The sequence below is a fragment of the Pseudoduganella rivuli genome, from assembly GCF_009674485.1.
Taxonomy (GTDB): domain Bacteria; phylum Pseudomonadota; class Gammaproteobacteria; order Burkholderiales; family Burkholderiaceae_D; genus Rugamonas; species Rugamonas rivuli_B.
Map to the genome: position 1 here is coordinate 16,252 of NZ_WKJJ01000013.1, position 23,993 is coordinate 40,244.

At 55.7% G+C, this 23,993-nt stretch carries 29 protein-coding genes and 1 other RNA gene; 4 read left to right on the forward strand and 26 right to left on the reverse strand.

Annotation, left to right across the window (positions count from 1 at the left end; genetic code table 11):
- Positions 1–15 precede the first annotated feature (15 nt).
- Positions 16–1,215 carry a nicotinate phosphoribosyltransferase gene (pncB, locus tag GJ700_RS20245; protein WP_195763963.1) on the forward strand — a complete coding sequence of 400 codons (1,200 nt, stop codon included), beginning with the start codon at positions 16–18 and terminating at the stop codon, positions 1,213–1,215.
- Positions 1,216–1,287: 72 nt separating this feature from the next.
- On the opposite strand, the gene GJ700_RS20250 is transcribed toward pncB, so the two are convergent.
- From GJ700_RS20250 to GJ700_RS20265, 4 genes are all read right to left on the reverse strand, one after another.
- Positions 1,288–1,590, reverse strand: a complete 303-nt coding sequence (locus GJ700_RS20250; protein WP_154377257.1) for a hypothetical protein — start codon at positions 1,588–1,590, stop codon at positions 1,288–1,290.
- An 82-nt stretch (positions 1,591–1,672) separates the two neighbouring features.
- Complete coding sequence (locus GJ700_RS20255; protein ID WP_154377259.1) at positions 1,673–1,972, reverse strand: antibiotic biosynthesis monooxygenase family protein; 300 nt, start codon at positions 1,970–1,972, stop codon at positions 1,673–1,675.
- 94 nt (positions 1,973–2,066) lie between these two features.
- Complete coding sequence (locus tag GJ700_RS20260) at positions 2,067–2,507, reverse strand: thioesterase family protein (RefSeq protein WP_154377261.1); 441 nt, start codon at positions 2,505–2,507, stop codon at positions 2,067–2,069.
- A 15-nt stretch (positions 2,508–2,522) separates the two neighbouring features.
- Positions 2,523–2,819, reverse strand: coding sequence for a putative quinol monooxygenase (locus tag GJ700_RS20265; RefSeq protein WP_154377263.1), 297 nt, complete (start codon positions 2,817–2,819; stop codon positions 2,523–2,525).
- Positions 2,820–2,928: 109 nt separating this feature from the next.
- Between GJ700_RS20265 and GJ700_RS20270 the strand changes: the two genes are divergently transcribed.
- A complete protein-coding gene (locus GJ700_RS20270; protein WP_154377265.1) occupies positions 2,929–3,885 on the forward strand; it encodes a GlxA family transcriptional regulator in 957 nt (318 codons plus the stop codon).
- Positions 3,886–3,899: 14 nt separating this feature from the next.
- Here the strand turns inward: GJ700_RS20270 and GJ700_RS20275 are convergent, their stop codons facing one another.
- The 5 genes from GJ700_RS20275 to GJ700_RS20295 form a co-directional block, all read right to left on the reverse strand.
- Positions 3,900–4,169 (reverse strand): hypothetical protein, encoded by a 270-nt coding sequence (locus GJ700_RS20275; RefSeq protein ID WP_154377267.1) that lies wholly within the window; start codon positions 4,167–4,169, stop codon positions 3,900–3,902.
- 131 nt (positions 4,170–4,300) lie between these two features.
- Positions 4,301–4,579 carry a hypothetical protein gene (locus tag GJ700_RS20280; RefSeq protein ID WP_154377269.1) on the reverse strand — a complete coding sequence of 93 codons (279 nt, stop codon included), beginning with the start codon at positions 4,577–4,579 and terminating at the stop codon, positions 4,301–4,303.
- 126 nt (positions 4,580–4,705) lie between these two features.
- Positions 4,706–4,870: a hypothetical protein gene (locus GJ700_RS20285; RefSeq protein ID WP_154377271.1), complete on the reverse strand. Its 165-nt coding sequence runs from the start codon at positions 4,868–4,870 to the stop codon at positions 4,706–4,708.
- Between the two features lie 441 nt (positions 4,871–5,311).
- Positions 5,312–5,656, reverse strand: coding sequence for a hypothetical protein (locus GJ700_RS20290; RefSeq protein WP_154377272.1), 345 nt, complete (start codon positions 5,654–5,656; stop codon positions 5,312–5,314).
- Positions 5,657–5,899: 243 nt separating this feature from the next.
- Positions 5,900–7,534 carry a methyl-accepting chemotaxis protein gene (locus tag GJ700_RS20295; RefSeq protein ID WP_154377274.1) on the reverse strand — a complete coding sequence of 545 codons (1,635 nt, stop codon included), beginning with the start codon at positions 7,532–7,534 and terminating at the stop codon, positions 5,900–5,902.
- 32 nt (positions 7,535–7,566) lie between these two features.
- Between GJ700_RS20295 and GJ700_RS20300 the strand changes: the two genes are divergently transcribed.
- On the forward strand, positions 7,567–7,749 hold the full coding sequence (locus GJ700_RS20300) for a hypothetical protein (RefSeq protein ID WP_154377276.1): 183 nt from the start codon (positions 7,567–7,569) through the stop codon (positions 7,747–7,749).
- A gap of 563 nt (positions 7,750–8,312) precedes the next feature.
- Here the strand turns inward: GJ700_RS20300 and GJ700_RS20305 are convergent.
- The 9 genes from GJ700_RS20305 to GJ700_RS20345 all read right to left on the reverse strand — a co-directional run bounded on the left by GJ700_RS20305 (position 8,313) and on the right by GJ700_RS20345 (position 15,361).
- Positions 8,313–8,603, reverse strand: coding sequence for a hypothetical protein (locus GJ700_RS20305; RefSeq protein ID WP_154377278.1), 291 nt, complete (start codon positions 8,601–8,603; stop codon positions 8,313–8,315).
- A 266-nt stretch (positions 8,604–8,869) separates the two neighbouring features.
- Positions 8,870–9,085 (reverse strand): hypothetical protein, encoded by a 216-nt coding sequence (locus GJ700_RS20310; protein WP_154377280.1) that lies wholly within the window; start codon positions 9,083–9,085, stop codon positions 8,870–8,872.
- Positions 9,086–9,266: 181 nt separating this feature from the next.
- Positions 9,267–10,322 carry a DUF262 domain-containing protein gene (locus GJ700_RS20315; protein ID WP_154377282.1) on the reverse strand — a complete coding sequence of 352 codons (1,056 nt, stop codon included), beginning with the start codon at positions 10,320–10,322 and terminating at the stop codon, positions 9,267–9,269.
- Position 10,323: 1 nt separating this feature from the next.
- Positions 10,324–11,127 (reverse strand): FRG domain-containing protein, encoded by an 804-nt coding sequence (locus tag GJ700_RS20320; RefSeq protein ID WP_154377284.1) that lies wholly within the window; start codon positions 11,125–11,127, stop codon positions 10,324–10,326.
- 200 nt (positions 11,128–11,327) lie between these two features.
- Entirely contained in the window at positions 11,328–11,531 is a 204-nt protein-coding gene (locus GJ700_RS20325) for a hypothetical protein (protein WP_154377286.1), read from the reverse strand.
- A gap of 208 nt (positions 11,532–11,739) precedes the next feature.
- The gene (locus GJ700_RS20330) at positions 11,740–12,249 is read right to left on the reverse strand and encodes a site-specific integrase (protein WP_154377288.1); all 510 of its coding nucleotides are present in this window, start codon (positions 12,247–12,249) and stop codon (positions 11,740–11,742) included.
- A 346-nt stretch (positions 12,250–12,595) separates the two neighbouring features.
- The gene (locus GJ700_RS20335; protein ID WP_154377289.1) at positions 12,596–12,862 is read right to left on the reverse strand and encodes a DUF6538 domain-containing protein; all 267 of its coding nucleotides are present in this window, start codon (positions 12,860–12,862) and stop codon (positions 12,596–12,598) included.
- A 231-nt stretch (positions 12,863–13,093) separates the two neighbouring features.
- On the reverse strand, positions 13,094–14,893 hold the full coding sequence (locus GJ700_RS20340) for a hypothetical protein (RefSeq protein WP_154377291.1): 1,800 nt from the start codon (positions 14,891–14,893) through the stop codon (positions 13,094–13,096).
- A 195-nt stretch (positions 14,894–15,088) separates the two neighbouring features.
- Positions 15,089–15,361 (reverse strand): zinc ribbon domain-containing protein, encoded by a 273-nt coding sequence (locus GJ700_RS20345; protein WP_154377293.1) that lies wholly within the window; start codon positions 15,359–15,361, stop codon positions 15,089–15,091.
- A gap of 975 nt (positions 15,362–16,336) precedes the next feature.
- Between GJ700_RS20345 and GJ700_RS20355 the strand changes: the two genes are divergently transcribed.
- The gene (locus tag GJ700_RS20355) at positions 16,337–16,708 is read left to right on the forward strand and encodes a TraK family protein (RefSeq protein WP_154377297.1); all 372 of its coding nucleotides are present in this window, start codon (positions 16,337–16,339) and stop codon (positions 16,706–16,708) included.
- 160 nt (positions 16,709–16,868) lie between these two features.
- Here GJ700_RS20355 and GJ700_RS20360 read toward each other — a convergent pair whose 3' ends face one another.
- The 8 genes from GJ700_RS20360 to GJ700_RS20395 all read right to left on the reverse strand — a co-directional run bounded on the left by GJ700_RS20360 (position 16,869) and on the right by GJ700_RS20395 (position 23,925).
- Positions 16,869–17,771, reverse strand: coding sequence for a tyrosine-type recombinase/integrase (locus GJ700_RS20360; RefSeq protein WP_154377299.1), 903 nt, complete (start codon positions 17,769–17,771; stop codon positions 16,869–16,871).
- Between the two features lie 371 nt (positions 17,772–18,142).
- Positions 18,143–18,502, reverse strand: a transfer-messenger RNA (tmRNA) gene (gene ssrA / locus GJ700_RS20365).
- Between the two features lie 60 nt (positions 18,503–18,562).
- On the reverse strand, positions 18,563–19,522 hold the full coding sequence (locus GJ700_RS20370) for a hypothetical protein (RefSeq protein ID WP_154377301.1): 960 nt from the start codon (positions 19,520–19,522) through the stop codon (positions 18,563–18,565).
- Positions 19,523–19,609: 87 nt separating this feature from the next.
- On the reverse strand, positions 19,610–20,308 hold the full coding sequence (locus tag GJ700_RS20375) for an HAD family hydrolase (protein WP_154377303.1): 699 nt from the start codon (positions 20,306–20,308) through the stop codon (positions 19,610–19,612).
- Positions 20,309–20,323: 15 nt separating this feature from the next.
- Complete coding sequence (gene ubiG / locus GJ700_RS20380; RefSeq protein WP_154377305.1) at positions 20,324–21,019, reverse strand: bifunctional 2-polyprenyl-6-hydroxyphenol methylase/3-demethylubiquinol 3-O-methyltransferase UbiG; 696 nt, start codon at positions 21,017–21,019, stop codon at positions 20,324–20,326.
- Between the two features lie 82 nt (positions 21,020–21,101).
- Positions 21,102–21,650 (reverse strand): hypothetical protein, encoded by a 549-nt coding sequence (locus GJ700_RS20385; RefSeq protein WP_154377307.1) that lies wholly within the window; start codon positions 21,648–21,650, stop codon positions 21,102–21,104.
- A gap of 10 nt (positions 21,651–21,660) precedes the next feature.
- Positions 21,661–23,334 carry a caspase family protein gene (locus tag GJ700_RS20390; protein ID WP_154377309.1) on the reverse strand — a complete coding sequence of 558 codons (1,674 nt, stop codon included), beginning with the start codon at positions 23,332–23,334 and terminating at the stop codon, positions 21,661–21,663.
- 3 nt (positions 23,335–23,337) lie between these two features.
- Complete coding sequence (locus GJ700_RS20395) at positions 23,338–23,925, reverse strand: OmpA family protein (protein WP_154377311.1); 588 nt, start codon at positions 23,923–23,925, stop codon at positions 23,338–23,340.
- Positions 23,926–23,993: the final 68 nt, after the last annotated feature.

Sequence of the window (23,993 nt, forward strand, 5' to 3'; positions counted from 1 at the left end):
CCCCGGAGCCGCGTCATGCCGCTGTTTTCCCCTGTTGTCCGCAGCCTGCTGGAAACGGATTTATATAAATTCACCATGTGGCAGGCGCTGCTGCACAGCCATCCCGGCGCGCAGGCGGAATATGAATTCATGTGCCGCAATACGCCGCAATTCCCGCTGGCGGAACTGGCGGCCGACGTGGGGCAGCAGATCGACCACCTGTGCTCGCTGTCGTTCACGGAAGACGAACTCGCTTACCTGCGCGGCCTGCGCTTCATGAAAAGCGACTTCATCGACTTCCTGACGGTGTTCCGCTTCCAGCGCAAATTCATTACCGTGTCGACCGACGGCGGCACGTTGCAGATCCGCGCGGCGGGCCCGCAAGTGCACGTGATGGGGTTTGAAATCTTCGTGCTGTACATCGTCAACGAACTGTATTTCCGCCGCGTCGACCAGGCCGCCGCGCTGGCGCGGGGCCGCGCGCAACTGGCCGACAAGATCGCGCTGCTTTCCGCCTTCAGTGCCGAACCGGCGCGCCGCCATCCATTCGAGTTTTCCGACTTCGGCTTGCGCCGCCGCTTTTCGTCCGCGTGGCACGATGAAGTGGTCGATACCTTGCTGGCGCAGGCGCCACAATACTTCAAGGGCACCTCGAACGTGCACATCGCGCGCCGCATCGGCATGGTGCCGATCGGGACCATGGCCCATGAATACATGCAATCATTCCAGGCCTTCGGCGTGCGCCTGCGCGATTTTCAACAGGCCGCGCTGGAAGACTGGGTACAGGAATACCGGGGCGACCTGGGCATTGCGCTGACGGATGTGGTGGGCATGGATGCTTTCCTCAGCGATTTCGACCTGTATTTCGCCAAGCTGTTCGATGGCTTGCGCCACGATTCCGGCGACCCCGTGGCCTGGGGCGAAAAAGCGCTGGCCCATTACGCCGCGCTGCGCATCGATGCGCACACCAAGCGGCTGGTATTTTCCGACGGGCTGGATTTGCCGAAAGCGCTGGCGCTGTACCGCCATTTTGCCGACCGCATCGTGACGGGCTTCGGCATCGGCACCAACCTCACCAACGACATGGGCGTGACGCCGCTGAACATCGTCATGAAACTGGTGCGCTGCAATGGCCAGTCGGTGGCCAAGCTGTCCGACGCGCCCGGCAAGACCATGTGCAAGGACGAGACGTTCCTCGCTTACCTGCGGCAAGTGTTCAGCCACACAGCGTCATGACGACTGGCGGAAACGGTCGCGGTAATCGCCCGGCGTGACGCCGGCGCCGTTCAGGCATCAATCAGGTATCAATCAGGCGTCGAGCGCGTCGTAACGCTGCATGATGCCGTCCGCCTGTTCGCGCTGTTCATCGTCCAGCACGTCGACGGCCAGCAGCGCCACGGGTTTCGGGCGCGGTTCGTCCGTGTTGTCGGCGCTGTCCGGCGTCAGCGAATTCATGATGTTTTCCACCGTACTGGTGGTGGTGTCGGCGGCGGGCGCCTTGTGCGGCGTCAGGTGCACGGCGGCGGGAGGAAAGCCTGCTTTCAGCAAGGCGTCGCGGGCATCTTGCGCATCGGACACGCGCATGAAATTGCGGTAAACAGTATGGGCCATCGTGGTCGCTCCAGTGCGGGGGATGAGCCTATTGTGCCCGCGCCGGGCGTCGGCTGGCGCACGGCGGGGCAGGGCTTGGGACTTAGAAGCCGGTCAGCACCGTTTCAGTGTGTTCGACTTTCGGCGGCTGCGCGAAGAAGCCGCCCACCAGGCCGCGCCACGCCTGGAAATCCTCGCTGCCACGGAAATCCACCGTGTGGTTTTCCAGCGTGGTCCACTGGATCACCAGGTGATAGGTGTCGGGACGCTCGATGATGCGTTCCAGGCGCATGGCTTCGCAACCCTTGGCGCGTTTGAACAGGGGAATGGCTTCCTTGACGGCGGCTTCGAAGGCGGCGTGGGTGTCCGGTTTGATCTGGATTTCTGCGATTTCGTAAATCATGGGGCGGGGCTCCGTGGGTGTTGACTAGTGACAATCAGGACATTTTGCCTGAAAGGCTAATTTCCCGCAGGGCGCCCGCCTTATATCCGTTAATTCAGCGCGCGCTGCCCGGCAACACCTTGAAATCATCGGTGCGCGCCAGTTCGCGCAGCGGCTGCGCCAGGTTATCCGGCGGCACGGTCAGCTTGCGGTTGGCCAAGTCGAACCAGCCCGCCGTGGACGTGACGCGGGCGCACAGCACGCCTTTGCGGAAGAATTCATTGCGCAGCATCATGCGGCTGGCATCTTCCGACAGTCCCGCCATGGCAAACGTCACGGTGATTTCATCGAGCAAATGACATTCGCGGAAGTATTCCACTTCGTCGCGCATGACCACCGGGCCTAATTTCAGCCGCATGAATTCCGCCATAGGAAAACCGCATTGCGCGAAATACATCATGCGCACGTCGGCGGATTTATCCAGGTACGCGGTGTTGCGCATGTGGGAATTGAAATCCATGTCGCCCCAGCCGGCGATCAGCGTTTTTTCGTACATGGCGGTGTCCTTTGATTACTTTTTCAGGCCCAGCACGCGGATCGGCTCGATCGACGGCGCGCCGGTGAACAATTGCGGCCCCTGCGCCATCAGCGCCTGCGCAATCGGGCCGTTCAGGTGCGCCTGGCGCGCTTCTACCGTTTCAAACGCGTCGAACACGCCGAATTCGCGGTCCGACAACTGCAATGCGAACCACATCTTGGTGCCGGCTTCTTCATTGGCCAGCGCCAGGCCGGTTTCCAGGAATTGCGCGACAGCCGCTTCCTTGCCGGGTTGGGCTTCGAAACGGGCGAACAGGGCATGCTTGATCATGATATCTCCTTGTGGTTGGGAACAATCGCGGTTGCGATGGATGCCACTTTACAGAGCCGCCACCCGGTGCGACACTGGCAGGATTGCCATCTTTGGTAGCGGGTTTGCCATGAAAATTATTGTGCTGGCGCTGGACGGCGTGTTTGACACGGGTCTGGCCACCATCCTCGACGCGTTCACCACTGCCAACGAACTGGCTGCGCTGCAGGAGGCGCCGCCGCCTGCTTTCATTGTGACCCTGGCCGGCGTGCGGGAATCCGTGCGCAGCTCGCAAGGCATGGGCGTGCCGGTCGTGCCGCTGTTGGACTGCGGCATGCCGGACCTGGTGATCGTGCCTGCCATCGGCCACAAGATGCCGGAACCGTTGACGCGGGCGCTGGACACGGACGATATCCGCGACGCCGGTGACGCATTGCGCGGCTGGGCCGGGCAGGGCGTGCGCATCGCGGCCGCCTGCATCGGCACCTTTGTGCTGGCGGAAAGCGGGTTGTTGGATGAGCAAGACGCCACCACGACATGGTGGCTGACGCCCATGTTCCGCCAGCGTTATCCCCGCGTGCGGCTCGACGCGCAGCGCATGGTCGTGCATTCCGGCCAGTTCGTGACGGCGGGCGCCGCCCTCAGTCACCTCGATATGGCGCTGTGGCTGATCCGCCAGTCCAGCCCGGAACTGGCGGAACTGGTGGCGCGCTACCTGATTGTCGATGCGCGGCCCTCGCAGTCGGCGTACGTGATTTCCGACCATTTGGCCCATGCGGACCCGCTGGTGTCGCGGTTTGACCGCTGGGCGCGGGAAAACCTGGGGCAGGGCTTTTCGCTGGATCTGGCGGCCGACGCGCTGGCCACCAGCAAACGCACGTTGGCGCGCCGCTTGCAGGACGTAATGGGCAAGACGCCGGTTGGCTATGTACAGGATTTACGCATCGAGCGGGCCGTGCACTTGCTGAAAACCACGGGCAATAATATTGACCGGATAGCTGAACAAGTCGGTTATCGCGACGGCGTGACATTGCGTACCTTGCTGCGCAAACGGTTGGGCAAGGGATTGCGGGATATCCGGGAGTAATCCCCGTTTATGCCTTATTGGCCGGTTTCAGTCGATTGCCGATTACCCGGTTGCTTGCCAAGGCCTTTTTCCAGATCTTCCGCTTTACGGTCTTGCTGAAAGCTGCCGGAGCGTTCCGTTTCCGTCACCCCGCCCGACAATAAATCATCGGTACGGGTATCGGACTGGCGGTTGCCGGTAGGGGAGGGATTGCCGGTTTTAGCACCGGCGCTGGCCAGGCTGGTATTGCCGGAACGCGTACCCTGTTCAAATTTGCGGCCCCGGATCAGATGTTCGTCGGTCATGATGGTCTCCTTTATTCATGCCGGTCCATCATGCTACTGCGATTGGCCACCAGGCGTCGCACCTTAATTGAAAATGCCTTGGGAGAATATTTCCCCCAAGGCATAGTTTCGCTAATTAATCACCCTGTTCGTCAAGAACGTTTATTGGATTGATCCTGCGAAGAAAGATTATCCCGCTGCACATTGCCGCCGCGCTGGCTATCGCTCATGCCGCCGGATTGGCTGCCGCTGCCTTTGCCGGATTGTTGATTACCGGTTTGCGTGGTGTGGGGATTGATGCGGCTGTCTTGTTGCTGCTGTTTATTTTGCTGCTGATTCTGCGACTGCTGGTTTTGCGATGGTTGCGACTGCTGGTTCTGTGATTTTTGCACCTGAGGATTCTGAGACTGGTCTTTCTTATCGATAGCCATGATAGGTCTCCTTTATGGTGAGTGGAGCTTGATCTTATGCCCCTCTGGATAGGAATGGCGCACAGAAGTTTGTGGTAATTGGAAACAGTGCGTTCATGCATTAATGCCTGGACGCACTGTTTTGCATCACCGCTTGCTTTGTTTCTTCGCAGTACTTTTGGTTGAGCCGGATTTCGTTTGGCTTACTGTCGATTTACTGCCCTTGTCCTTTTGCGCGGATTTCTTGCTGTCGCTGTCCGCTTCATTGGCCGATTGCCGGTTTTGGCTGCCGGTGGATTTGGATTGCGTCATGGTGAACTCCTTCATTGGAATTGCGGGAAGCGGAATGCGTTCCCTGCGGAGGGAATATACGGGATTGGGATATTGATTAGCGCACGGATCGTTTGGATGGAGAATGTATTTGTTTGGCGATTTTATTTAGCAAGGCAATTGCAGTTGAAGTTGGCAGGCGTGCATCCTTAAAGGATAGATTGGCCGGGTTTATGCCAGAAACTAGCTTAATCAGGCTAGAATCTGGTATGAAATCGGGTTGGAACAGCGGAAAGTGTGCTGTGCAGCGGCCAGTTGCAGCAAGGCATGGCATTCGCTGGATGAGCGGTTCACGCTTAAAAAGCCGGGGAGATAATGCTCAACGAATTAAGTCGTGAGCAGACAGAGCTTGAAGAGAAGGTGCCGATGAGACGGCTTAAATTAACGTTGGAAAGTAATCGGGGTTACGTGGCTCAGTGAACGTCATATTGGAAAATGGAAATTATCGGGCGCTGGCTTCCACGCATCAGCTTGCTCGTCATTCAATTTCAAGCGGCGGCCTCGCTGCAACGCAATGCCGGATTCATTGAAGAGTCCAACCATCGAGATGATGGAAGAATTCTTGGTGCGGCAATCGAAAAGTAAGTCTTCACGTGGCATCGCTTGATGAATGGATATCAGAGCGATATCACGGTTTGCAGGTGCGGCAGGCGCGATACCATTCTTATTAAGTGTCGGTCTGATCCAATCATCAGCGCATTGGATTTTCCAGTCGCCAAGACATCCACGGTGAGTGTCGCTGAACAGGAAGTTCCTATTGCCGAACAATATGATCGCGACTGGACGAGTGATGGTGAGTGAATTGTGCGGTTACCAGACTTGCCTTCGGAAAATTACTCGATATTTGTCCGCTGCGGTACCGAATAGTAAATGGCACGGATTGGCGATTTAATCCCCGAATTGCCCGATCCTGAACCGGACTCATCGGCCTATAATTCCGGTCTGAAAGGATCGGGCGATGACATCCCATGTCCACTATAACCCGGCGTGCACGCCTGCGGATAAACACGTTTACGAGCGGCCGAGTTGCGTGCTTTTACCGGCGCGGCGCAGTGCTACCGCATCCGGCCGCAGCGCGGTGTCATGGTCAAGCTGAAAGACCTGGACGGTTTCAGTCACCGATTGTGCGACCTCGGCCAGTTGCGAAGCCGACGCGGTAATCTGCTCGACCAGTGCGGAGTTTTGCTGGGTAATATTATCCAGCTCGGTGACGGCGGCATTAATGTTCGAGATGCCAATTAACTGCTCATGCGACGCGCTGCGGATTTCATTGACCAGCGCGGAAACGCGGCGTACTCCGTCCACCGCTTCATATAGCGTGGATTGAGCCGCCTCCGTCTTGGCATGCCCCTGCTGTACTTTGGTGCTGGAGTCGTCGATCAGCTGCTTGATTTCTTTTGCGGCGCTGGAGGTGCGTTGCGCCAGCGCGCGCACCTCGGTTGCCACCACCGCAAAGCCACGGCCTTGCTCGCCGGCCCGGGCGGCCTCGACCGCCGCATTGAGCGCCAGGATATTGGTCTGGAAAGCGATACTGTCGATTACCTGGGTGATTTCACCGATGTGGCCGGAGGCGCTCTGAATTTCCTGCATGGTGCTGCTGACGTCGTCGACCGCGACCCGGCTGCGTTCGGCGATCGCGCTGACTTCGCCTGCCAACCGGTCGGCCTCGTCGGCCGCCTCCGCCGTCTGGCGCACCGTGCCGGTAATTTGTTCCACTGCCGAGGCGGTTTTTTCCAGGTTGCTCGCTTGCACTTCCGTGCGTCCGGACAAGTCCAGGTTGCCTTGGGCAATCTCGCGCGTACCGTTCAGCATGGCCACGCTCTGGTCGCGGGCATCGCGGACGATCGACAGGATGTTGACGCTGAGCTGGCCAAATGCCTGCTCCAGCTCGCCCAATTGGTCGTTGCGGGTGCGCGCCACTGCACGGGTCAGGTCGCCGGCGGCCAGCCTGTTGGCCACGCCGATCAAATCATCCAGCGGTTTTATCATCAGCTGGCGCAGATATTGCCAACCGCAAAACAGCGTCGCCAGCTTGAGCAACAGCAGCAACAGCCCGCCCAGCGGCATATCGGCCGGAATCAGCGCTGCGATGCCTGTATTGACCAGCACTACCGTTAACAGGACGATCAGCATCTTGGCCGACAAGCCGAAACGCACCGCTTCGGCCAGCCGTCCCTGCCAGCTGGCGTGCAGCACGCGGCCGGCGGACAGGCGTACGGTCTGTTGGCCGCGCTGCTTGTCGCTGCGCATCTGCGCATACAAGCGTTCAGCGGCGTCGATTTGCTCACGGGTAGCAGCCGTACGCACCGACATATAACCGATTGGTTTGCCCTGGTCCAGCAGCGGCGTGGCGTTTGCCATCACCCAGTAATAGTCGCCGTTCTTGCGCCGGTTTTTGACGGGCGCCGACCACGGTTTGCCGCTGCCGATGGTTTGCCACATGTCGCGGTAGGCTTCCTCCGGCATGTCCGGGTGGCGCACCACGTTATGCGGCTGGCCCAGCAATTCTTCCTTGCTGAAGCCGCTGACCTCGATAAAGGCCTGGTTGCAATACAGGATGCGGCCCTTGGCGTCGGTGGTCGACACCAGGGTCTGTCCTGGCGACAATTGATATTCGGTAGGCGTCACCGGCAAATTCGTACGCATAAAATATCCTTTACTGTCGATGGACTCAGTTCATGGCGCCGCCGCTGGCGCCGTTTCATCGGTCGATGGTTTATGTCATGCACCCGGTTTGCGTGCGCATTTTTAGCCACACCATCCGCAACTGGTTATCCGGGCGTGAAACGCTGGTGGGTTTGACGACGCCGGCACGGCCGAGGGGAGGGTGCGGGGCCGGCAAGGCCGATAATTTATTGTAATTTGGAAAAATATATCGCATTCGTGGCGCCGATGTGGCGCTGTCGAGCAATTTGTCGTGAGAAGACAAGTATTTGACGGAAAATGTGGTGCGCTGTAGTCAATGCTGTTGTCCGGCGCGTCGCCGTGGCTGTTCTTGCGTTGCCCGCTAATCGCGGGTGCAACCTCGCTATGCGAGGTTGAGAATGGGCGAATCGAATAGGCACCGCGCTTGCAAGCGCAAAAGCCCCGCGTCCGTCGGGGACGGACGCGGAATCGATTCCACAGCTCGCCGAGCGAACAAAAAAATTGGGCCCCAAGCTTGCGCTTGGAGCCCAATTTTTTTGTTCGGTGGTGGAGACGGCGGGATTCTTCAGCGATATCGAATCGGATTGGTGCAGTGTCAAACCCCTCTTGGGGTGCTTACTTGTGAATTGTAACACTCGCCCGAAGAAGGGGACTGTCGTTGATGTCTAACCCCGGTACAGGATAAATTGTCCCCCACTTTCCGTGAGGTCCCGAAGTACGTACATAGGCTGATGTTTGTTTGGTGGCGGGGGTACCTGCAGGCGTGAGTTATTTATGACTATTTTTTCTTCTTTTGTTTCGGCTGAACAGTTTTTGCAATTTCCTCAAACGCTGCAACAGGAATCTTGTTCACAACAATGCAACCATTTTTTCCCGCTTCCCTTACTGCGACAACAACCGAGTTCTTTTGAGATTCCTCGATTGGTCTCCCCTTTTCCGGATTTGCTTCTTTGACATGGCCTAAAGCCCGTTGCGCTGCTGATTCTTGATCAGGTGCAGATACCATCATTTCGGATATGTGGGGGTGATCCAAAGTCCTCACATACACTTTGAACAATTTTTCGGCCATGGAGTACTCCCTTGTAATTGAAAAGTTGCAAAATATCAATTTTCGTTTACTAAGAGTAGCAGATAGGCGCGAAAGGTAAAGTAATTTGGCTCCCTGAAGTTTGGGTGACCACGCCTTGATGCGAACGAATTTTGCCATATAAGCAATATATCGACTGCATTCTGCGCAAACCTGAGACGTAGGACCGACAGGGTGAAGCTGTCATAGAAAAACTGGGCCTTGGCGGCCCAGTCACTAGTTCATCGTGAAAAGAAGCTGACCCGAAGTCATTTATAAGGATCGTATCCTTTGACTGTGAAGCCGTCACTGTCTACATCCCTGGCAGGAATGTCATGCGAATGACTGCTGCGCATTGCGGAAAGTTTTTCGATAGCATTGAACGTAGCGTAGCGGGTCGATTGCACGAATTCGTCTTGGTTGATGTCGTAAACGCTGAACGAGTAGACTTTTACCGTATCACCGGTACTTGCAATTATTGCCATATTTATCCTTTTGGTTAGGGGAGAGAACTCTACCGCAAAAGTTGGTCTCCGGGATTTTCATTTTTTGCTTGGCAATACTTGGTATTAATCGCCACGGATTTTCTAGACACCCTTGAGCCTCTGAAAATACCGTGGTCATTGATTCAGTTGCAAGAATCATCAAGCGCTTGAAATCTTAGACTCAATAGTCTAAGGCAAATTTCGTAAATTTCTTCTCCAAGATTTTGTATGCAGCCGCCAATGACCCTGCGTCATTAATGCTCCGAACTGCAGCGCCAAAAGCGGAATAATCCGGATCAGGATTGCTATTGTCTAATTTTGACAAAAGTTGATATGATTTTCGCTCCGCTTCGAATTCTAAAAGAAAATCTCTAATGATTAGTTTATTGTCGGCGTGATTTTTGACCAATGTGTAATACAGCGGAATTAATCCATGCGAAACAAGCAACTGATCTCTTTCGACGAATATCTCCTCTAGAATTTCAAGATTGTTCTCGACATGCCTTGCCGCTTCAATAAATGGTTCAAGGTTTTGCGAAACTGCACCGCTTTGAACCATCTTGTCCAAATGCTTCTTTTTTGTGTCTGTAAAATCGCCGTTCAGTTCCAAAAGTAGAAGCTTGGCCGCGACGTTTGAGTCTTGATGTCTGCCTGTGTTAAAACGGACACAGGAATGGAAGAATTTTCGATCAGACAAGCGCCTGATAAGGTCTGGGACTATCCCATCCATGGCGTTGCGTAATTCAGCGCCAGTCAGATTCTTGCTTCTATTGAGGCGAAGAAAAAGATCTTTGATCTTTTCAACGTCATCGGTGATGACACTCATTATATCAAGGTTGAATTGTTCAAATATTTCCACAACTTCTGGATATTTACTTTTTAGACCGCTGTAGCGATATCCAGCGAGCTTTAAATCAGGATTCGCAAACCAAACAAAATCATCGTTCAGCGCCACTTTGTCATCAAAAAAAGCAAAGATGGCCTCGATCCGCTGGCGACCGTCAACTACTGCATAAGGTAAGCTTTTTGCATTTAATGCAGTATTTAAAATACTGAAGTCAGCAAAATATAGCTTTGGTATATCGTATTCGTTTAGTATGGAGTCGATTAGGTAAGCCTTGTCGCGATCACCCCAAATGTCGCCTTTTCGCTGATAAGGGGGGGCAACGTCAATTTTTTCTCGCTTTTGATTCCACCAGCTAATGGTTCGCTTTTCGTGAGCTTGAACTTTGAACATATCACACCCTAAATCCTAAGAGACGTTTAGTTTCCTTTGCTAGTCCTTCTAGGTCTGGGTAAATCACGGAATCAGAAATTCCCATCCAGATTAACTTCTGCAAAAGGTCTTGAATTTGTGCCGCGGGAACTATTATCTTCTCCAATGCATCATTCGGGAAATGCCCGTTTTCGAAAATCCGCTCCATTGGGTCCAGAGATTTTCCAAATAAGCAGAAAGAGCCTCTTTGTGCAACGATCCTTGGGCTATTATGGATACCCAAAATGGCGACCGGATTGTCGTTGATATACTTCGGTTCTGTTCCGGGCTTGTATGTATTGATAGATGAGTCAGTAGGTGAGAAAGCCGATCCATTATAACTCTGATGCAGGAATATCGTTTGATTCCATTTGGATGGTGATAATATCCATACCGCCGCATCATTATCATATGTCCCTGCGGAATTCTTTTGAGCAGAACTCAAAGCAAAAAATAACGCTATGAATGGGTTCTCTGTCCAGTCGAGTAATCTGGTGGGCATCCCGTAATGCTGCATCAAGAATAGCCATTCCCAGATTTCATCTATCCTATGAGTCAGATAAGGAATGGAGCGTTCCTGAAATCGCGTAATCAATCGTTGCTCAAAGCCGAATAGGCTCGCAGTATCGGTGATCTGTGAATTGCGGTGTAACGAAGGTGATAACGTGTGCAAACTTGAACCGACACCACGAAACCAAAGCGACGTTCCATCGCCGTTCTGTCCGCGGTCAACTTTTTCCAAAAATCGGTTAAAAGAATCAATTGTCGTAATTGTTAATTGTGCCATAGTTAGGTTACTTACATTAGACGCGGCACGGTCGCCGTGCAATCATTTCCCCAATGAAATATCATACATCAATATGGTTAAATAGACACTAATTGAAGCTGCCCATGCCAAGCGCTCTTAGCACCGCCTCTCGATCACCGCTTAGCCTGACCCGACAACCAGCGCCAGCGGCTAGGTCGTCCGTTGTGCATGAACGTTGTCTACTTGCGCTTCGATCTGGCGGTGAGCGAATGTTCCAATGCCGCCAATGTGGGCGCGCGCGTCATCAGTGAGACATAGTCAATAACACCGTTGAAGTCCAGGGTAGCAATAGGTGCTAGCTTGTTGTGCACGCTGTAGTCGTTCTGGATGTCGCCGTAGTCATCGTGTGTATCCTCAGTCGCGCTGTGGCCGACAACGACCATGCGCAACTCCTTCGCCACTCTTGCCGAACGCATGCGGCCGACAGCGCCGTGCCTGAAGCTGTGGAAGACCAATTCCGCATCGGACAGCTTGATTCGCTCGCAGTAGCGGCCAAACTGCTTGGAGGCGGGCTGGCCTGGGCCGTCGCGGCCCCCACTAGATCGGGAAACAGGCGGCAGTGACCTGCTGACCTGAGCGTATCGGCATAGGCTAAATGGCCGAGTTCGATAAGCTTGGCATGAACTGGAACAATGCGCTTTGCAGCTTCGGTCTTGATGGTCTTAGCCCTTGTGCTTCTTCCGGTTCCTCGTTTGGGTCAGGACTGTCTGTCACGCTGAAGCAATGGCCGCCGTCGAGCATGATGAGGTCCGATAAGAGTAACTGTGCAATTTCGTTGATGCGCATACCGGTATGCGCCCCGATCAGCGGAAGCCAAAACATGTAGCGGCTAGCCTGGGTGCTTTTCCCGAGCGTCGTCGGATTGAATACCACCCGTAACTCGTCATCGGTGAACGCGCGTCGCTTCTTTGCCGCCTGCAGCTTCTTGCCCACCCTGATAGTGTCTAGCAGTTGAAATGGCGGCTTGCCGCCCTCACGCCGAAACGCCCAAGTCAAGAACATGTTGGCGCGGCGCGCGATGTTCTTCGCATTTTGCAGACTGATCGGCTCCAGGCCCAGCTGCAACATGTCGTCAATTAATAGGTCGCGCGCAGCAATCACTTTCGTGCTGTTGACAGGCAGCTTGACAATTACGTCCTCAAACCTGTTGTGGTCTTCGATTGCGAGTTCGTGGAGTGGCTTATCGCCGCAATCTTGATGACGGTATTGATGGCGGCGCGGTATGCCAACAGCGACTTATCATTGGGACTTTGGTCCGTGGGGAAGCTGTCCAAATAGGCGTCTACGTACGACGAAATCGCTTCGGAACTTGTGCTTGAATAGGATTGCGGCTGAGGAGTTCTAGCCATGAGCGCTTCCATGGCCGCGCGGATTGTATCCGGTGTGTCGTGAGGTTGTGTCTGCAACTCGACGCTTCTTGGTCGACGGAATTCATCCAGGTCGAACTTCAGATGTAATCCATCCGGAATGTTTGGTTCTTGGTATTGGCCATTGTCTGTTGCTGCGGTTCCGCGCGCAGGGCGGCGAACAGGTTTTTAACCTTGATCGAGAGTGTCATCGCAGCGATTGCCGCCGCACGGACGTCCGGAGTCCTTAAGCTTTTGTAAATTTCATTTGAAGCAAAATAATGGCGCAGGTCAGGAGGGATTGCAATGCGGAAATGCAGAATTCCTGACCGACTGCGGTGCAGGTGAGAGGGTAGCTTGTAGGCCATTCTGGCTCCGTACTTGGGGTGGTGACTTGGGGTGACAAGCCAAACCGGACGGGCAGAAAAGAAAAAGCCGTTGACGAATCAACGGCTTAAGTATTTTGTGGTGGGACGGCGGCAATCAAACCGTCAAGAAAAATATATTGAAATCAGTACGTTAAGTGTTATGGTTGAGCGGGCTACTCCGCAATACCCCCACTGATACCCCACAATTCTTGCCTCAAGGATAGTCTCTGACTACTTACGGCAGAGTATGCGAGGAACCACGCTAAGTTCCTTGCACGCTGCGACAAAGTACGATAAGAGCCAGAGTAGCTGTCTAATGTGTGGCCGTACTTTTTGCCCATCCTTAAGTTTTGTTAACTGAGCTATGACTTCCCCTGCCGATAGAAAAGAACAGCACAGTACAGCTTCGCGTCGTAACAAATTATCACTGAGGATCTGAACAACGCTTTCTTCTATTTGAACTGCGGTAGCACCTGCCGGAGCGCGACGAACTAAAGGAATTTGGGTGCCATGATAAGTCCGGTTGTATCGAGCAATTTTTCGCCCCATTGCGCTCGGCAGGCAAAGTAAGTTACCCATGTTTTTGAGTGCTTGACCAACCACTTCGTGCAAACTGGAGGCGCCAGTCGTGAGTTCACCGTGCTTTGAATGTATGAACGACAATGTCTTGTTGTCAGAGTCTACCGCAATGTGATCTGCCCACTCATCGCCTAGATCGTCGCAAAAAATGAACAAAGCATGCTGGTAGGCTTCCTCTGCAATGGCGAAAACGGATGTGTCGGGAAATCTGTCCAGATTGATCTTGTCGGGATGGGGAACATCCCTTGATAAATCTATCTTTTCCCGATCTGCTCTAGCAAGTGCGTCTACACCTTCAATTGCAGCGATCACAGACTGAGCTTCACCTACAATGCCCGAATCTCGATATATTGCCCCGCTCATATACACGTGATCTGGTGAGTCAAAATAGATGGAGAAAAGCTCTCGACTATTTACGAAAGTGGATAGTGCAAGATCCTTCTTGCCGTCGAATAAAGTAAAATTTCTAAAAGCACTCAAATCGACTTTGATCTTGCTGCTTCCGATATCGATTTTCCCGAAAGAGAACTCGTTTTTTTTGATGATTGCGTTGCGGGATAGCTGCGCGACAATGTAGTCAGCCATTTGAGAGGTAGCAACCGGACGAGTAAGCTTCCGTTCTCCCTGCTTCCTAAATTTACGTCGCCAGACTAGACCTTCTTGAGCAATTTTGTGTTGTAATCCTAGTGCATCAAATACCACCAGGCTGGGGGCCAGGTTGGGGATAGCCGTGGCAAAGTCCACAGGTTCAGCAAAGCGAGATAGAAATGTAGATCTTCGATTTTGTTCTAACAAGGTTCGAATCTGGTAAAACCATTTCCCAACTTGATCAATGTTTACAGCCTGGCCATATGTCGTTATCCGCGAGGCACTTGCGGTCACTGAGATCATTGCCCCATTATCATTGGCTTTTAGGCTACGGGGAATAGTTTTGCCACTTCCAAACTGAGGCATCTCGTTCTGTAGTGAATTGCCCTCATAGGCCCGGCCGGTTAATCCACTTTGCGCTGGGTTAATTATCTTTGAAACGATTTTTAGAATGTTTGCGCCATTAGTGAGGACGCTCGTGATCTGAGCATATGGCACAAGCGCGTAACTATTAAAAAGAGGCTCGATATCAGTCGTGCCTAAATGGCGGAGTTGCATCGCCGCGTATCCCTCGGACTCAATTAGGAGAACGTATGCGAGGACTCGTTCGTGTAGTGTTCCGTTCGCAAACGTAGGGGAGCGCACAGTCTCCCCTAGTAAGAGGGAAACTGAGCCATAAGTAGGGGGCAATGTCCCCAGGGATACACGATGCCGAACAATGATCGGCGCAGAATTTTCTAGTCCGGCGCGGAACTTGATTTCCTTCAGTTGCCTTCGAATCTCTTTCGATTTAACGCGTTTATTCTGACGCAAAAATACGAAGCTTCTCGTGAAGCTGAATTCGTTCAGATCTACTTTTTGCATTTGCGCTTGATTCCATCCTGTTACGCAGCCACGTTTTTTGTTGCCCGCGTAAAGACTCGACCACCTTTTCTAACTTACTTCCGTTAGCTCTCAACAAGCCGGAATTTCGATGAGCGCCATTCAAACATATTTGTCAAAATCCGTTCGGCGAGCATGATGTGTGTTGGATGGAAGGGTTTTTTATATTTTAAATGATTAAGCATCAACCGCGACGTCACGCCCATAGTAGCGGCATACTTTGGCATCAGGTTTGATGAGTTCAGCGCAATGCAGGAATTTTTTCATACCTTCCGCGAGTTGCTGTTGTTCAATGGCAGAATTATTTGCCTTCATGATTAGTGCATGTGGCAATGCAACGATGAATAGTGCCGCTCCGTAGAACCACCAAAGGCCAAAATATCTGCCTTTACCTTTTTCAATTGATGCTGGAATTAAGCCGATAAGGACTGCGATTACTAAAACTTCCATGATTAATCCTTTGATTTAACGATCGTAACTTTTTCCACCGGTCGAAATGTTGTAGAGCCATGAACTGTATGGCAACCTCACTATGATAGTGGCTTTTCCGACTACAGTTCCCATTACCATGCCACGACATAATAAGCTAACTCCACCTTGAATCCTTTCGCACATTGCATCTGGACTATCAATAAATTCAGTTTTGTTTAGTCGAGTAATGACGACGGTTCTACCTTCTGGTACTGCACCGATTGGCGGAATCACAAATAGCGTTATCTACGTGTAAATGAGGATAAAAATTACTGAAAGAATGACAAGAATTGTGATGGTTGTGTGTTTTATTTTTTTATGTGTGAAAGGGGCGATCTTATCCATGAGAAGAGAGAGAGGTTTCTTTAGTCTCTAGTTAATTGGTGCATTGGGGGCCACTTTCGGCATCAATGCTTTCACCAGGAAAGGACTAATTGTTAGGTCAGCATCCCTCTCGGAAAGCTTTCATGTTGATAGTTTTTGTTGATATTTGTCAATGTTTCCCTAAACTCTAAACCTTATTGATGGTACATGCAACATGGAAACAATTAGTTTTTCATGCGGGGAGGAAAAATTGACATTTTGTCCTTGCTTCAAGATTTTCGTTGAGCGCCGCAGGCGCGAATAAGAAAGTGAAGTTAGCTAACTTTGCAAAATGCAAGGTTAGCTAACTTCACATATCCTGCCCGCGTTTTTCACGCTTTTACGCCAGGACTGAGCAACGACTACGGCACGTTTTTCTGCTTGTCCCATCTCAACGCACGTCGGCTACCTTCGCCGAACATTTAGAAAGCATGCCCCGGCATGCCGACAAAAGCACACAGCGGCGACGAAACTGTATCAACAGCGGATAAACGCATGCCACAGCATCGAGCGGCATACAGCAGCCAATATCAGCGGGACAAAAGCGCTGCGGCCACGCCAAAAACATGCAAAGAAATAGGACAAACCACCATGAATAAGCGCTTCACAGATCAGATCGGCGAGTGGATCAAGCAACACGAGGAATGCCGGCGCGATGGCAACCTGGTTGCCTTCCTGGCCGTGCGGAATGATGTCGGCGCCGCCATACGGGCGGGTTACACGGTCAAGATTATTTGGAAGTACATGCGGGCCAGCCAGCGTATCGATTTCAGGCACGACACTTTCCGGCGCTACGTCCACCGTCTAATACGCGACACTGACCAGTTCGGCCAGCATGGCGCTGAGGACAAAGCCACACCACAACCACCGCAGCAGCTCGGGCAGCACACTCCGCGCAGCCTGCCGGAGAAATCAACGGGATTTTTCTTCAACCCGATTCCGAACAAGGATGAGTTGCTGTGACTGCCGGCCGTCTTCATCCCTTGGCGTAATCCGGCCCCATCCCGGCGCGCAGCGGCAAAACAAAAGTGGCCAGCCTGGACACTGGCCTTTTCGCTGATCCTATTGGGCAGGCGCTGGAATATTTGCACTTCCGATCCCGCGCCGACAGGGACTATGCGGTTCAGCTACTGGCTCTCAACGGAATAATCCGCGCACCTGACTGCGCAGCGCTCAACTGCTGGCCCCACCAGTCATACAAGGCAATCCGCTGGCTAAACCGTTCGCCCCGGTCATACGCCCGCGCCACCTCATTGTCATGCACATGGTCGAGCGCCAGTTCCACCACATCGCGCTGGTAGCCGTGATCGCGGGCCAGAGTGGACAGGGCGCTGCGCCACCCGTGCGGCGTATGCTTGCCTTCCAGTTTCAGCGTCACCCGGTAAGCCTTCTCGATGGATTCCCGGTCGATGTGCTCGCCGCCTCCGGGCGACGGAAAGGTATGCCCCCACTTGCCGGTCAGCATCTGCCAGTTGCGCAATTCGGTGGCGATTTCTGCGCACAGCGGAATGCGGTGGTCGATGTCGCGGCTCGTCACTTTCATCTTGGCCCACGGAATGGTCCACACCGGCGGATCGCTGTCCAGATTGAATTCGCGCCATTCGGCATCGATGACATTGCCGATGCGGGCGGCAGTAAACGCACACAGCCGGTGCGCCATGTGAACGGCAGGGGATAGGCGGGCCAGTTCGGCGCGGCGCAGCACGTCGCCCAGCGCCGCATAGTCCAGCAGCGCCGGCATATGGCCGCTGTTTTTCTTGCGCGGCAGGATTTCGCGGGCGGGCAGCGCCGGATTATCCCGGCAATACCCCTTGGCCTGGGCGTACCGGAACACGCCGTTCAAATGCTGCAAGATGCGGGAGGCCGTCTCCTGCACATTGCGCCGCTGGACGGCTTGAATGGCCCCGGCAACCATCGCGGGCGTGATGTTGGCAACTGGTAGCTTGCCCAGCGACGGAAACACGTCACGTGCGAATGCACGCGGTGATTTGCCGTGGTGGCCGTCGCTCCATTCATGCTGTTTCATGCAGAGCCATTCCAAGTAATGCTTGCAGTATGTTGCTGTCGCTGGACGCTTTGCTCAGCGCGTTTAGATGGCGCGCTTTTGCTGATTTGCGATGAAAGGAATTGCCAACGCTCGCGATAGACGGGCTCATGCGTCTGAGCCCGCTAATCGCGGGCGCAACCTCGCTGTGCGAGGTTGAGAATGGGCGAATCGAAGAGGCACCGCGCTTGCAAGCGCGGAGGCCGCTTTTGCGGCGGCGAGCAGTGCTCGCCGAGGGCCCCGCAAAAGCCCCGCGTCCGTGCCAGACGCGGATCCGATTCCAGCTATCTGAACCCGTCGAACAAAAAATTAGGGCCCCAAGCTTGCGCTTGGAGCCCTAATTTTTTGTTCGGTGGTGGAGACGGCGGGAATCGAACCCGCGTCCGCAAGCCCTCTACAGACAGTTCTACATACTTAGTACTATCATTTAATTTAACCCGGACGGCACGGATGTACACGTTCCGTACAGGCGATTCACCTTAGATTTAACGCTGCTTCAAGTGACCCGTTACAGCGCGATTCCCTGTAAGTGACTCCTCAGCTTTTAACGGCCCACCCCAGGGACGAGGTGTTGAGGAGCTAACAGCAATTAAGCTGCCAGTGCGTACGAGTTATCGTTTGCAGTTATTGATTTCTGGGTGTATTTACGAGGTAACCAGGCCTCGGTATGCCCTGTTCTGCTTTGAAACCCACGTCGAAACCAGGTCGTCCCCACAGATAGGAATAGTCATTGTACCGCAAACGGACCCCGGGCGCAGCATGGATACAAGTGGTTACGCTTTTTCCGGGCGTTTGAACGTGGTTTCGCCCTGGTTGATCGTGCAATCGAACACGTGTTTGCGCAATTCGGGGACGCGGTCCGAGAACAGGCGATCGAACGCGTGCTCTTCGTCGAGGCCCAGGTTCATGCGCAGGCCGACCAGTTTGTGCGAGTTGGCCAGGTTGCGCAGGCGGGTCTGGCGGGCCAGTTGTTCGCGCGGGCTGCGGATTTTGCGGGATTCATCTTCGAAGTACTTGATCAGCACGCATTCGATGATGTCCATCCGTTCCTTCAGGAGCTGTTCCTGCGCGACTTCCGAGCCGTCATCCATCGGATGGCGGGCGCCGAAGGTGTTGATGTTCATGCGCTGGATCAGCAGGAAATTGTCATTGTCCGGCTGGTTGCGGTCGGCGATGCGGTTGACGCTGGACAGGCGGCCTTTCAGCAGGCGGCCGGCCGGGTCGTGCGTCTGGCCCACGTAATGCACCTTGGTCGGGAAGTTCAGCTTTACGTCAAAGTTTTGCAGCAAGTCATGCACGGAATAGGTTTCGATCAGCGAACCCCAGTTCAGCGTGATGAACTTGTCGAACATCTGGACCGTGGGCTTCTTTAAGGTCGCGTCCTCCGGTGTTTTCAGGTCGATGGTGACGGTTTCCTTGACCTGGTCGGCACCCACGATCAGCGGTACCGTCAGTTTCAGCGAAAAGAAGCCCCAGCTGGTCGAACGTTTCAGGTCGAAGCGCAGGCGCGGACGGCTGACCAGCAGATAGATCAGCCGCTTGTCCAGCGTACCTTCGATGGCGAACTGCATGCGCCGCAGGTAGCGGCCCAGCGGGTCGCGGAAATCCGGCGCGGGCGGGAAATCCGTGATCAAGTCATACCAGTAGAATTTGGATTCGGTTGCCGTCACATCCCAGCTTTGGGGCATGTGACTCTGCGCAGCCGCATCCGCCATCATGTCATCGCCAGTCATGTAATGCTCCGATATCAGTGAAGGGCAAGGTGCCACCTACACATATAGTAGTTGCGAAATTGCCGTACGGCAATATCTGCGTAGAAACTATGCTGCCATTGTGGCATCGGACAACGCCGATTGCACCAAGTCCAGCAGCGCTTGTGGCGAATCGAGCAAATGGTCGGCATTCCACGTGGCCGGTTCGGAACTGCCGCAGTAGCCCCAGGCGCAGGCCACCGTCAACATGCCGGCGGCGGCGCCCGCCTGGATGTCGCGCAAGTCGTCGCCCACGTACCAGCATTGTTCCGGCGGAATGCCGATGCGGCGTGCCGCTTCCAGCAAGGGTTCCGGGTGGGGTTTCGGATACGGAGTGGTATCGCCGGAAATCACGCAGCCCGCGTGCCCCAGGCCGATCAGCGGCACCAGTGCGTCGGTGAAACGGGCCGGCTTGTTTGTCACGATGCCCCACGACAAGCCCGCCGCTTCCAGTCCCGCCAGCAATTCCGCCACGCCGTCGAACAGACGGCTGTGGACGGCGATGGCCGCCTCGTAATTGTCCAGGAAGCCGGTTTTCAGCTCTTCAAAACCGTCGTCATGCGGCAACAGGCCAAAGGCCGCGCCGATCATGCCGCGCGCGCCGGCCGACGCGGTCGGACGCAGTAATTCGTACGGCGTCAGCGCCAGGCCGCGCTCGGCGCGCAGCAGGTTGACGGCCGCAGCCAGGTCGGGCGCCGTGTCGGCCAGCGTACCGTCCAGGTCGAACAGGATGGCGCGAGGCGCGGTGAAAGAGCGGGCAGTGGTCATATCGGATCAGGTCGGTCAGGCAGGGCGCGTACACGCCACCATGTAATTGACGTCAGTATCGTCGTTCAGCGAGTAAATCTTGCTCAACGGGTTATACCCCAGGCCTTTCAGGCTGTCTACCTGCAAGCCAGCACTGCGTATATATTGCGACAATTCTGCCGGCGTGATGAATTTTGCGTAATCGTGCGTGCCTTTTGGGAGCAGGCGCAACAGATATTCCGCGCCAATCACGGCAAACAGGTACGACTTCGGATTGCGGTTCAAGGTCGAAAAGAAAACTTTGCCGCCCGGCTTTACCAGGGTGGCGGCGGCCTGCACGATGGCGGCCGGGTCGGGGACGTGTTCCAGCATTTCCATGCACGTCACCACGTCATACTGGCCCGCTTCCTGGGCCGCCATGTCTTCCGCGGCGATCAACTGGTAGCGCACCTGCACGCCGGATTCCAGGCTGTGCAAGTCGGCCACTTTCAGGGCTTTTTCAGACAGGTCGATCCCGGTGACCTTGGCGCCTTTGCGCGCCATCGATTCGGCCAGGATGCCGCCGCCGCAGCCGATGTCGATCACGTTCTTGCCCGCCAGCGGGGCGCGCGCGTTGATCCATTCCAGGCGCAGGGGGTTGATTTCGTGCAGGGGACGGAATTCGGAAGTGGGGTCCCACCAGCGGTGGGCCAGCTCACTGAATTTTTGGAGTTCGAGAGGGTCGGCGTTCATAGTCGGCATGATAACGGACATTTGCCGGACGCCAAAGCGCGCGCCGGAGAATTCTTGTAGCGCACCGGCGCGCTGTCGCGAATTATTGCTTGGGTGGTTTTTTCACGAACACGATTTTATCGATGACGGCTTCGCCGCTGCGGTCCAGGTGGTATTGGATCGACGCATTGTATTTGGAGGCCGGATCAATCAGGCTTTCCGTGCGCGCCATCTTGATGAACGAGAAAATCGTCGGCAGCAGGCCCAGCACGAATTTCGGCTTCAGCGGCGCGTCGGCCTGCTGCGTCAGCGCCACTTCGCCCTTGGAGGCGACGGCGGTAATCCATTTGTCCATGCGTCCCGGGATCGCGTTCAGCGAAATCTTGCCGGTGATGGCCACTTCCACCTGGTCCTTGCCCGCTGCCAGCTGGCTCGACAAGGCATTGTCGAACAGCGACGAATCCAGGAACACCACCGACGCTGGCGGCGGCGCTGCCGGTTCGGCGGCGGGCGCGGCGGCTGTGGCCGCAGCCGTTGCCTGGGCGGCCGGCCCCGGCGGGGTGGCGTCCGATGCCTGGCTCGATTGTGCGTAGGCGGGGGCGGTCAGGATGGCCGCCAGCACGAGCGCGGACGGGATCAGTTGGAGTTTCATTGTTGCATCCTTATAGTTCATGGAATTCAGTGATGACGGCGCCAAACGCGTCGGAGCAGCGTTCCGCCGTGGCGGCATCGCGCGCCACCCCGGGCTGGCATTCCGGTTTCGACAGGCCGGCAGACGTGCCCAGCAGCCATTGCAGCCGTGCGCGGCCGCCGGCGTCGGTCAGGTTGTAGACGAAGGGACCCGCTTTGTTATTACCCAGTTGCCCCAGGTCGCGCGGCGTGGCGCTGACCACCACCAGCATGCGGTCGGTGCCGGCCGGGCCCTGCGCCGTGATGCGCCAGTTCGGGCGCGGTAATTTCAAGCTTTCGCCGGCCTTGATGTAATTGTCGCCATCGCGGTCGTTCGGGAACAGCATGTAGTAACTCTTCTTGTCCGAGCCCAGCATGACGACATAGACATAGCCTTCATGCGACGACGTGACGGACAAATCCAGTGCATCCTTGCCGATTTTCAGCATGCGGGCCGGGGACGTCACCGTGACTTTGCGCCGCGGGTCGCTTTGCGCAACGATATCGGCCAGGGCCGCGCCGGGGGCGGCTTGCACGACGGCGGGGGCGGTGGCCGGCGGTTTTACAGGCGCTTGCGCGACCGGTGCGGACGCCGAAGGCGCCGCCGTTGTCGCGGGGGCAGAAGTTGACGGTGGGGCTGCAACTGCCGCCATGGCGGCCGGTTTCACCGACGCCGCCGACGCGGCGCTGGTCAGCCACCCCGGCACGAAACCGGCGTTGCCGCCCAGGGTCATGTGCTGGGCGCCGAATTGCTGGTTGCCCTTGAAGCGCGCTTCGATGCGCTGTTGCGCGCAGGCGGAAATTTCATTGACGGAAATGGCGCCGGATTGGTCCAGGTCTTGCGCATCGTGCAGCATGCAGTCGCGCCACGCCTGTGTCGCCACGCCGCCCGCGTCTTCATCGTCAAACGATACTTCATCCGGCCGCGACGAGGAAATCAGCACGATGTTGTGCGCCAGCGCGCCGGCTTTTTCCGCTTCGCCGCCCAGGCTGCGCGTGCGGATATTGGTGGGTTTCGAACAGGCATCGATAGCGCCGCCCGGCGAGAATTTCGGCGTCAGCTTGCCTTTCGGCGTCGACAGGCTGCGCGTCACGCCCAGCGGTTTGCCGACAATGCCGCCCGAATGGCAGGCGTCATAAAACACCATCAACTTGTCGGCCTTGTCCGAGATCGGCTTCATCAGGGTGGCCAGCTGGGCATTGGTCAGCGGCACGCTATCGGCGGGCAACAGCGCTTCCACGCAACCGTTGTCGGCCGGCGCCGGGCTGTAATAGCGGGTGCCGTGGCCTGAGTAATAAAAGAATACGCGGTCGCCGGGGCGGGTGCGGTTATTCAATTCCGCGATTTCCTGCGCGATGCGGGCCGATGTGGCTTCGTGGTCGCGCAAGACGTGGATATTGGCTTGCGGCACCTGCATGGCGAGCGCCATTTGCGTGGCGGAATCGATATCGTGCCCCACGCCCAGCAATGGCGGAATGCTCGGACTCATGTAATCGCCAATCGCAATGATCAGCGCATGGCGCGCCGCGCGGGGCTGGCTGGGCGGCTGGTCTGCCGGTTTGTTGCTGGCGGCAGGGACGGCTGGCGTGGCGGCGCCGGCTATGCCGGTGAAGGCCGCACCGGTCAGCGCCAGCACCAGGCTGGCGAGCAGGGGAGAAGGGCGCATGGGTTAAGGCTCCAGGCTGACGATGCGGACGCGGCGGTTTTCCGCCGCACCCGGGTCGGCCGGATTGAGCGGCTCGCTGGAACCCTTGCCTTCCGTGACCAGGCGGTCCGGCGCCACCTGGTTGATCACCAGTACGCGCTTGACGGATTCCGCCCGCATGGCGGACAGCTTGCGGTTATAGGCGGCCTGGCCCGATGCATCGGTATGGCCTTCCAGGCGGAAGCGCATCTTGGACAATTCCGGCGACTTCATCGCGGTTGCCAGCGCCGCCAGCGTTTGCATGCTGGCTGGCTGCACCCGGTCGGAATTGACGTCGAACTGGATCGCCAGGCTGATGGAATTCGGTTGCGCCGGAGCGGTGGGGGACGGCGCCGGTGTGCCCGACGCTTCCGGCGTCGCGGCTTCCACGGCGAAATTGCGGGTACGGCGCGGTTTCGGTGTGGAACTTGCAGCGTCCGCGGCAGGTGTGGCGGTGGCAGGCTTGGTTTTCAGCGCATCGATGATTTGCTGGGCGGAGGGTTCCACCGACGACGTTTGGGCCAGCGCGGCGCCGCACAACAGCAGTGCGGGCAGCAAATAGAGTTGTTTCATGGCGAATAGATGTAATTGCAAGGTCTGTTAAGAATCTTACTCCTTATTGATGGTGGTCAACAGGTGAT

Bases quoted from the DNA above. Each gene is read 5' to 3' on its own strand.
- GJ700_RS20335 (WP_154377289.1), bottom strand. From the start codon at position 12,862: ATGGCCTACAAGCTACCCTCTCACCTGCACCGCAGTCGGTCAGGAATT.
- GJ700_RS20345 (WP_154377293.1), bottom strand. From the start codon at position 15,361: ATGGAAGTTTTAGTAATCGCAGTCCTTATCGGCTTAATTCCAGCATCA.
- GJ700_RS20280 (WP_154377269.1), bottom strand. From the start codon at position 4,579: ATGGCTATCGATAAGAAAGACCAGTCTCAGAATCCTCAGGTGCAAAAA.
- GJ700_RS20270 (WP_154377265.1), top strand. From the start codon at position 2,929: ATGAAAATTATTGTGCTGGCGCTGGACGGCGTGTTTGACACGGGTCTG.
- GJ700_RS20355 (WP_154377297.1), top strand. From the start codon at position 16,337: ATGAATAAGCGCTTCACAGATCAGATCGGCGAGTGGATCAAGCAACAC.
- GJ700_RS20390 (WP_154377309.1), bottom strand. From the start codon at position 23,334: ATGCGCCCTTCTCCCCTGCTCGCCAGCCTGGTGCTGGCGCTGACCGGT.
- GJ700_RS20300 (WP_154377276.1), top strand. From the start codon at position 7,567: ATGGCGCCGCCGCTGGCGCCGTTTCATCGGTCGATGGTTTATGTCATG.
- GJ700_RS20315 (WP_154377282.1), bottom strand. From the start codon at position 10,322: ATGTTCAAAGTTCAAGCTCACGAAAAGCGAACCATTAGCTGGTGGAAT.
- GJ700_RS20305 (WP_154377278.1), bottom strand. From the start codon at position 8,603: ATGGCCGAAAAATTGTTCAAAGTGTATGTGAGGACTTTGGATCACCCC.
- GJ700_RS20260 (WP_154377261.1), bottom strand. From the start codon at position 2,507: ATGTACGAAAAAACGCTGATCGCCGGCTGGGGCGACATGGATTTCAAT.
- GJ700_RS20360 (WP_154377299.1), bottom strand. From the start codon at position 17,771: ATGAAACAGCATGAATGGAGCGACGGCCACCACGGCAAATCACCGCGT.
- pncB (WP_195763963.1), top strand. From the start codon at position 16: ATGCCGCTGTTTTCCCCTGTTGTCCGCAGCCTGCTGGAAACGGATTTA.
- GJ700_RS20375 (WP_154377303.1), bottom strand. From the start codon at position 20,308: ATGACCACTGCCCGCTCTTTCACCGCGCCTCGCGCCATCCTGTTCGAC.
- GJ700_RS20325 (WP_154377286.1), bottom strand. From the start codon at position 11,531: ATGGTCGTTGTCGGCCACAGCGCGACTGAGGATACACACGATGACTAC.
- GJ700_RS20320 (WP_154377284.1), bottom strand. From the start codon at position 11,127: ATGGCACAATTAACAATTACGACAATTGATTCTTTTAACCGATTTTTG.
- GJ700_RS20265 (WP_154377263.1), bottom strand. From the start codon at position 2,819: ATGATCAAGCATGCCCTGTTCGCCCGTTTCGAAGCCCAACCCGGCAAG.
- GJ700_RS20255 (WP_154377259.1), bottom strand. From the start codon at position 1,972: ATGATTTACGAAATCGCAGAAATCCAGATCAAACCGGACACCCACGCC.
- GJ700_RS20250 (WP_154377257.1), bottom strand. From the start codon at position 1,590: ATGGCCCATACTGTTTACCGCAATTTCATGCGCGTGTCCGATGCGCAA.
- GJ700_RS20285 (WP_154377271.1), bottom strand. From the start codon at position 4,870: ATGACGCAATCCAAATCCACCGGCAGCCAAAACCGGCAATCGGCCAAT.
- GJ700_RS20395 (WP_154377311.1), bottom strand. From the start codon at position 23,925: ATGAAACAACTCTATTTGCTGCCCGCACTGCTGTTGTGCGGCGCCGCG.
- GJ700_RS20370 (WP_154377301.1), bottom strand. From the start codon at position 19,522: ATGACTGGCGATGACATGATGGCGGATGCGGCTGCGCAGAGTCACATG.
- GJ700_RS20310 (WP_154377280.1), bottom strand. From the start codon at position 9,085: ATGGCAATAATTGCAAGTACCGGTGATACGGTAAAAGTCTACTCGTTC.
- GJ700_RS20340 (WP_154377291.1), bottom strand. From the start codon at position 14,893: ATGCAAAAAGTAGATCTGAACGAATTCAGCTTCACGAGAAGCTTCGTA.
- GJ700_RS20295 (WP_154377274.1), bottom strand. From the start codon at position 7,534: ATGCGTACGAATTTGCCGGTGACGCCTACCGAATATCAATTGTCGCCA.
- GJ700_RS20385 (WP_154377307.1), bottom strand. From the start codon at position 21,650: ATGAAACTCCAACTGATCCCGTCCGCGCTCGTGCTGGCGGCCATCCTG.
- GJ700_RS20275 (WP_154377267.1), bottom strand. From the start codon at position 4,169: ATGACCGACGAACATCTGATCCGGGGCCGCAAATTTGAACAGGGTACG.
- ubiG (WP_154377305.1), bottom strand. From the start codon at position 21,019: ATGAACGCCGACCCTCTCGAACTCCAAAAATTCAGTGAGCTGGCCCAC.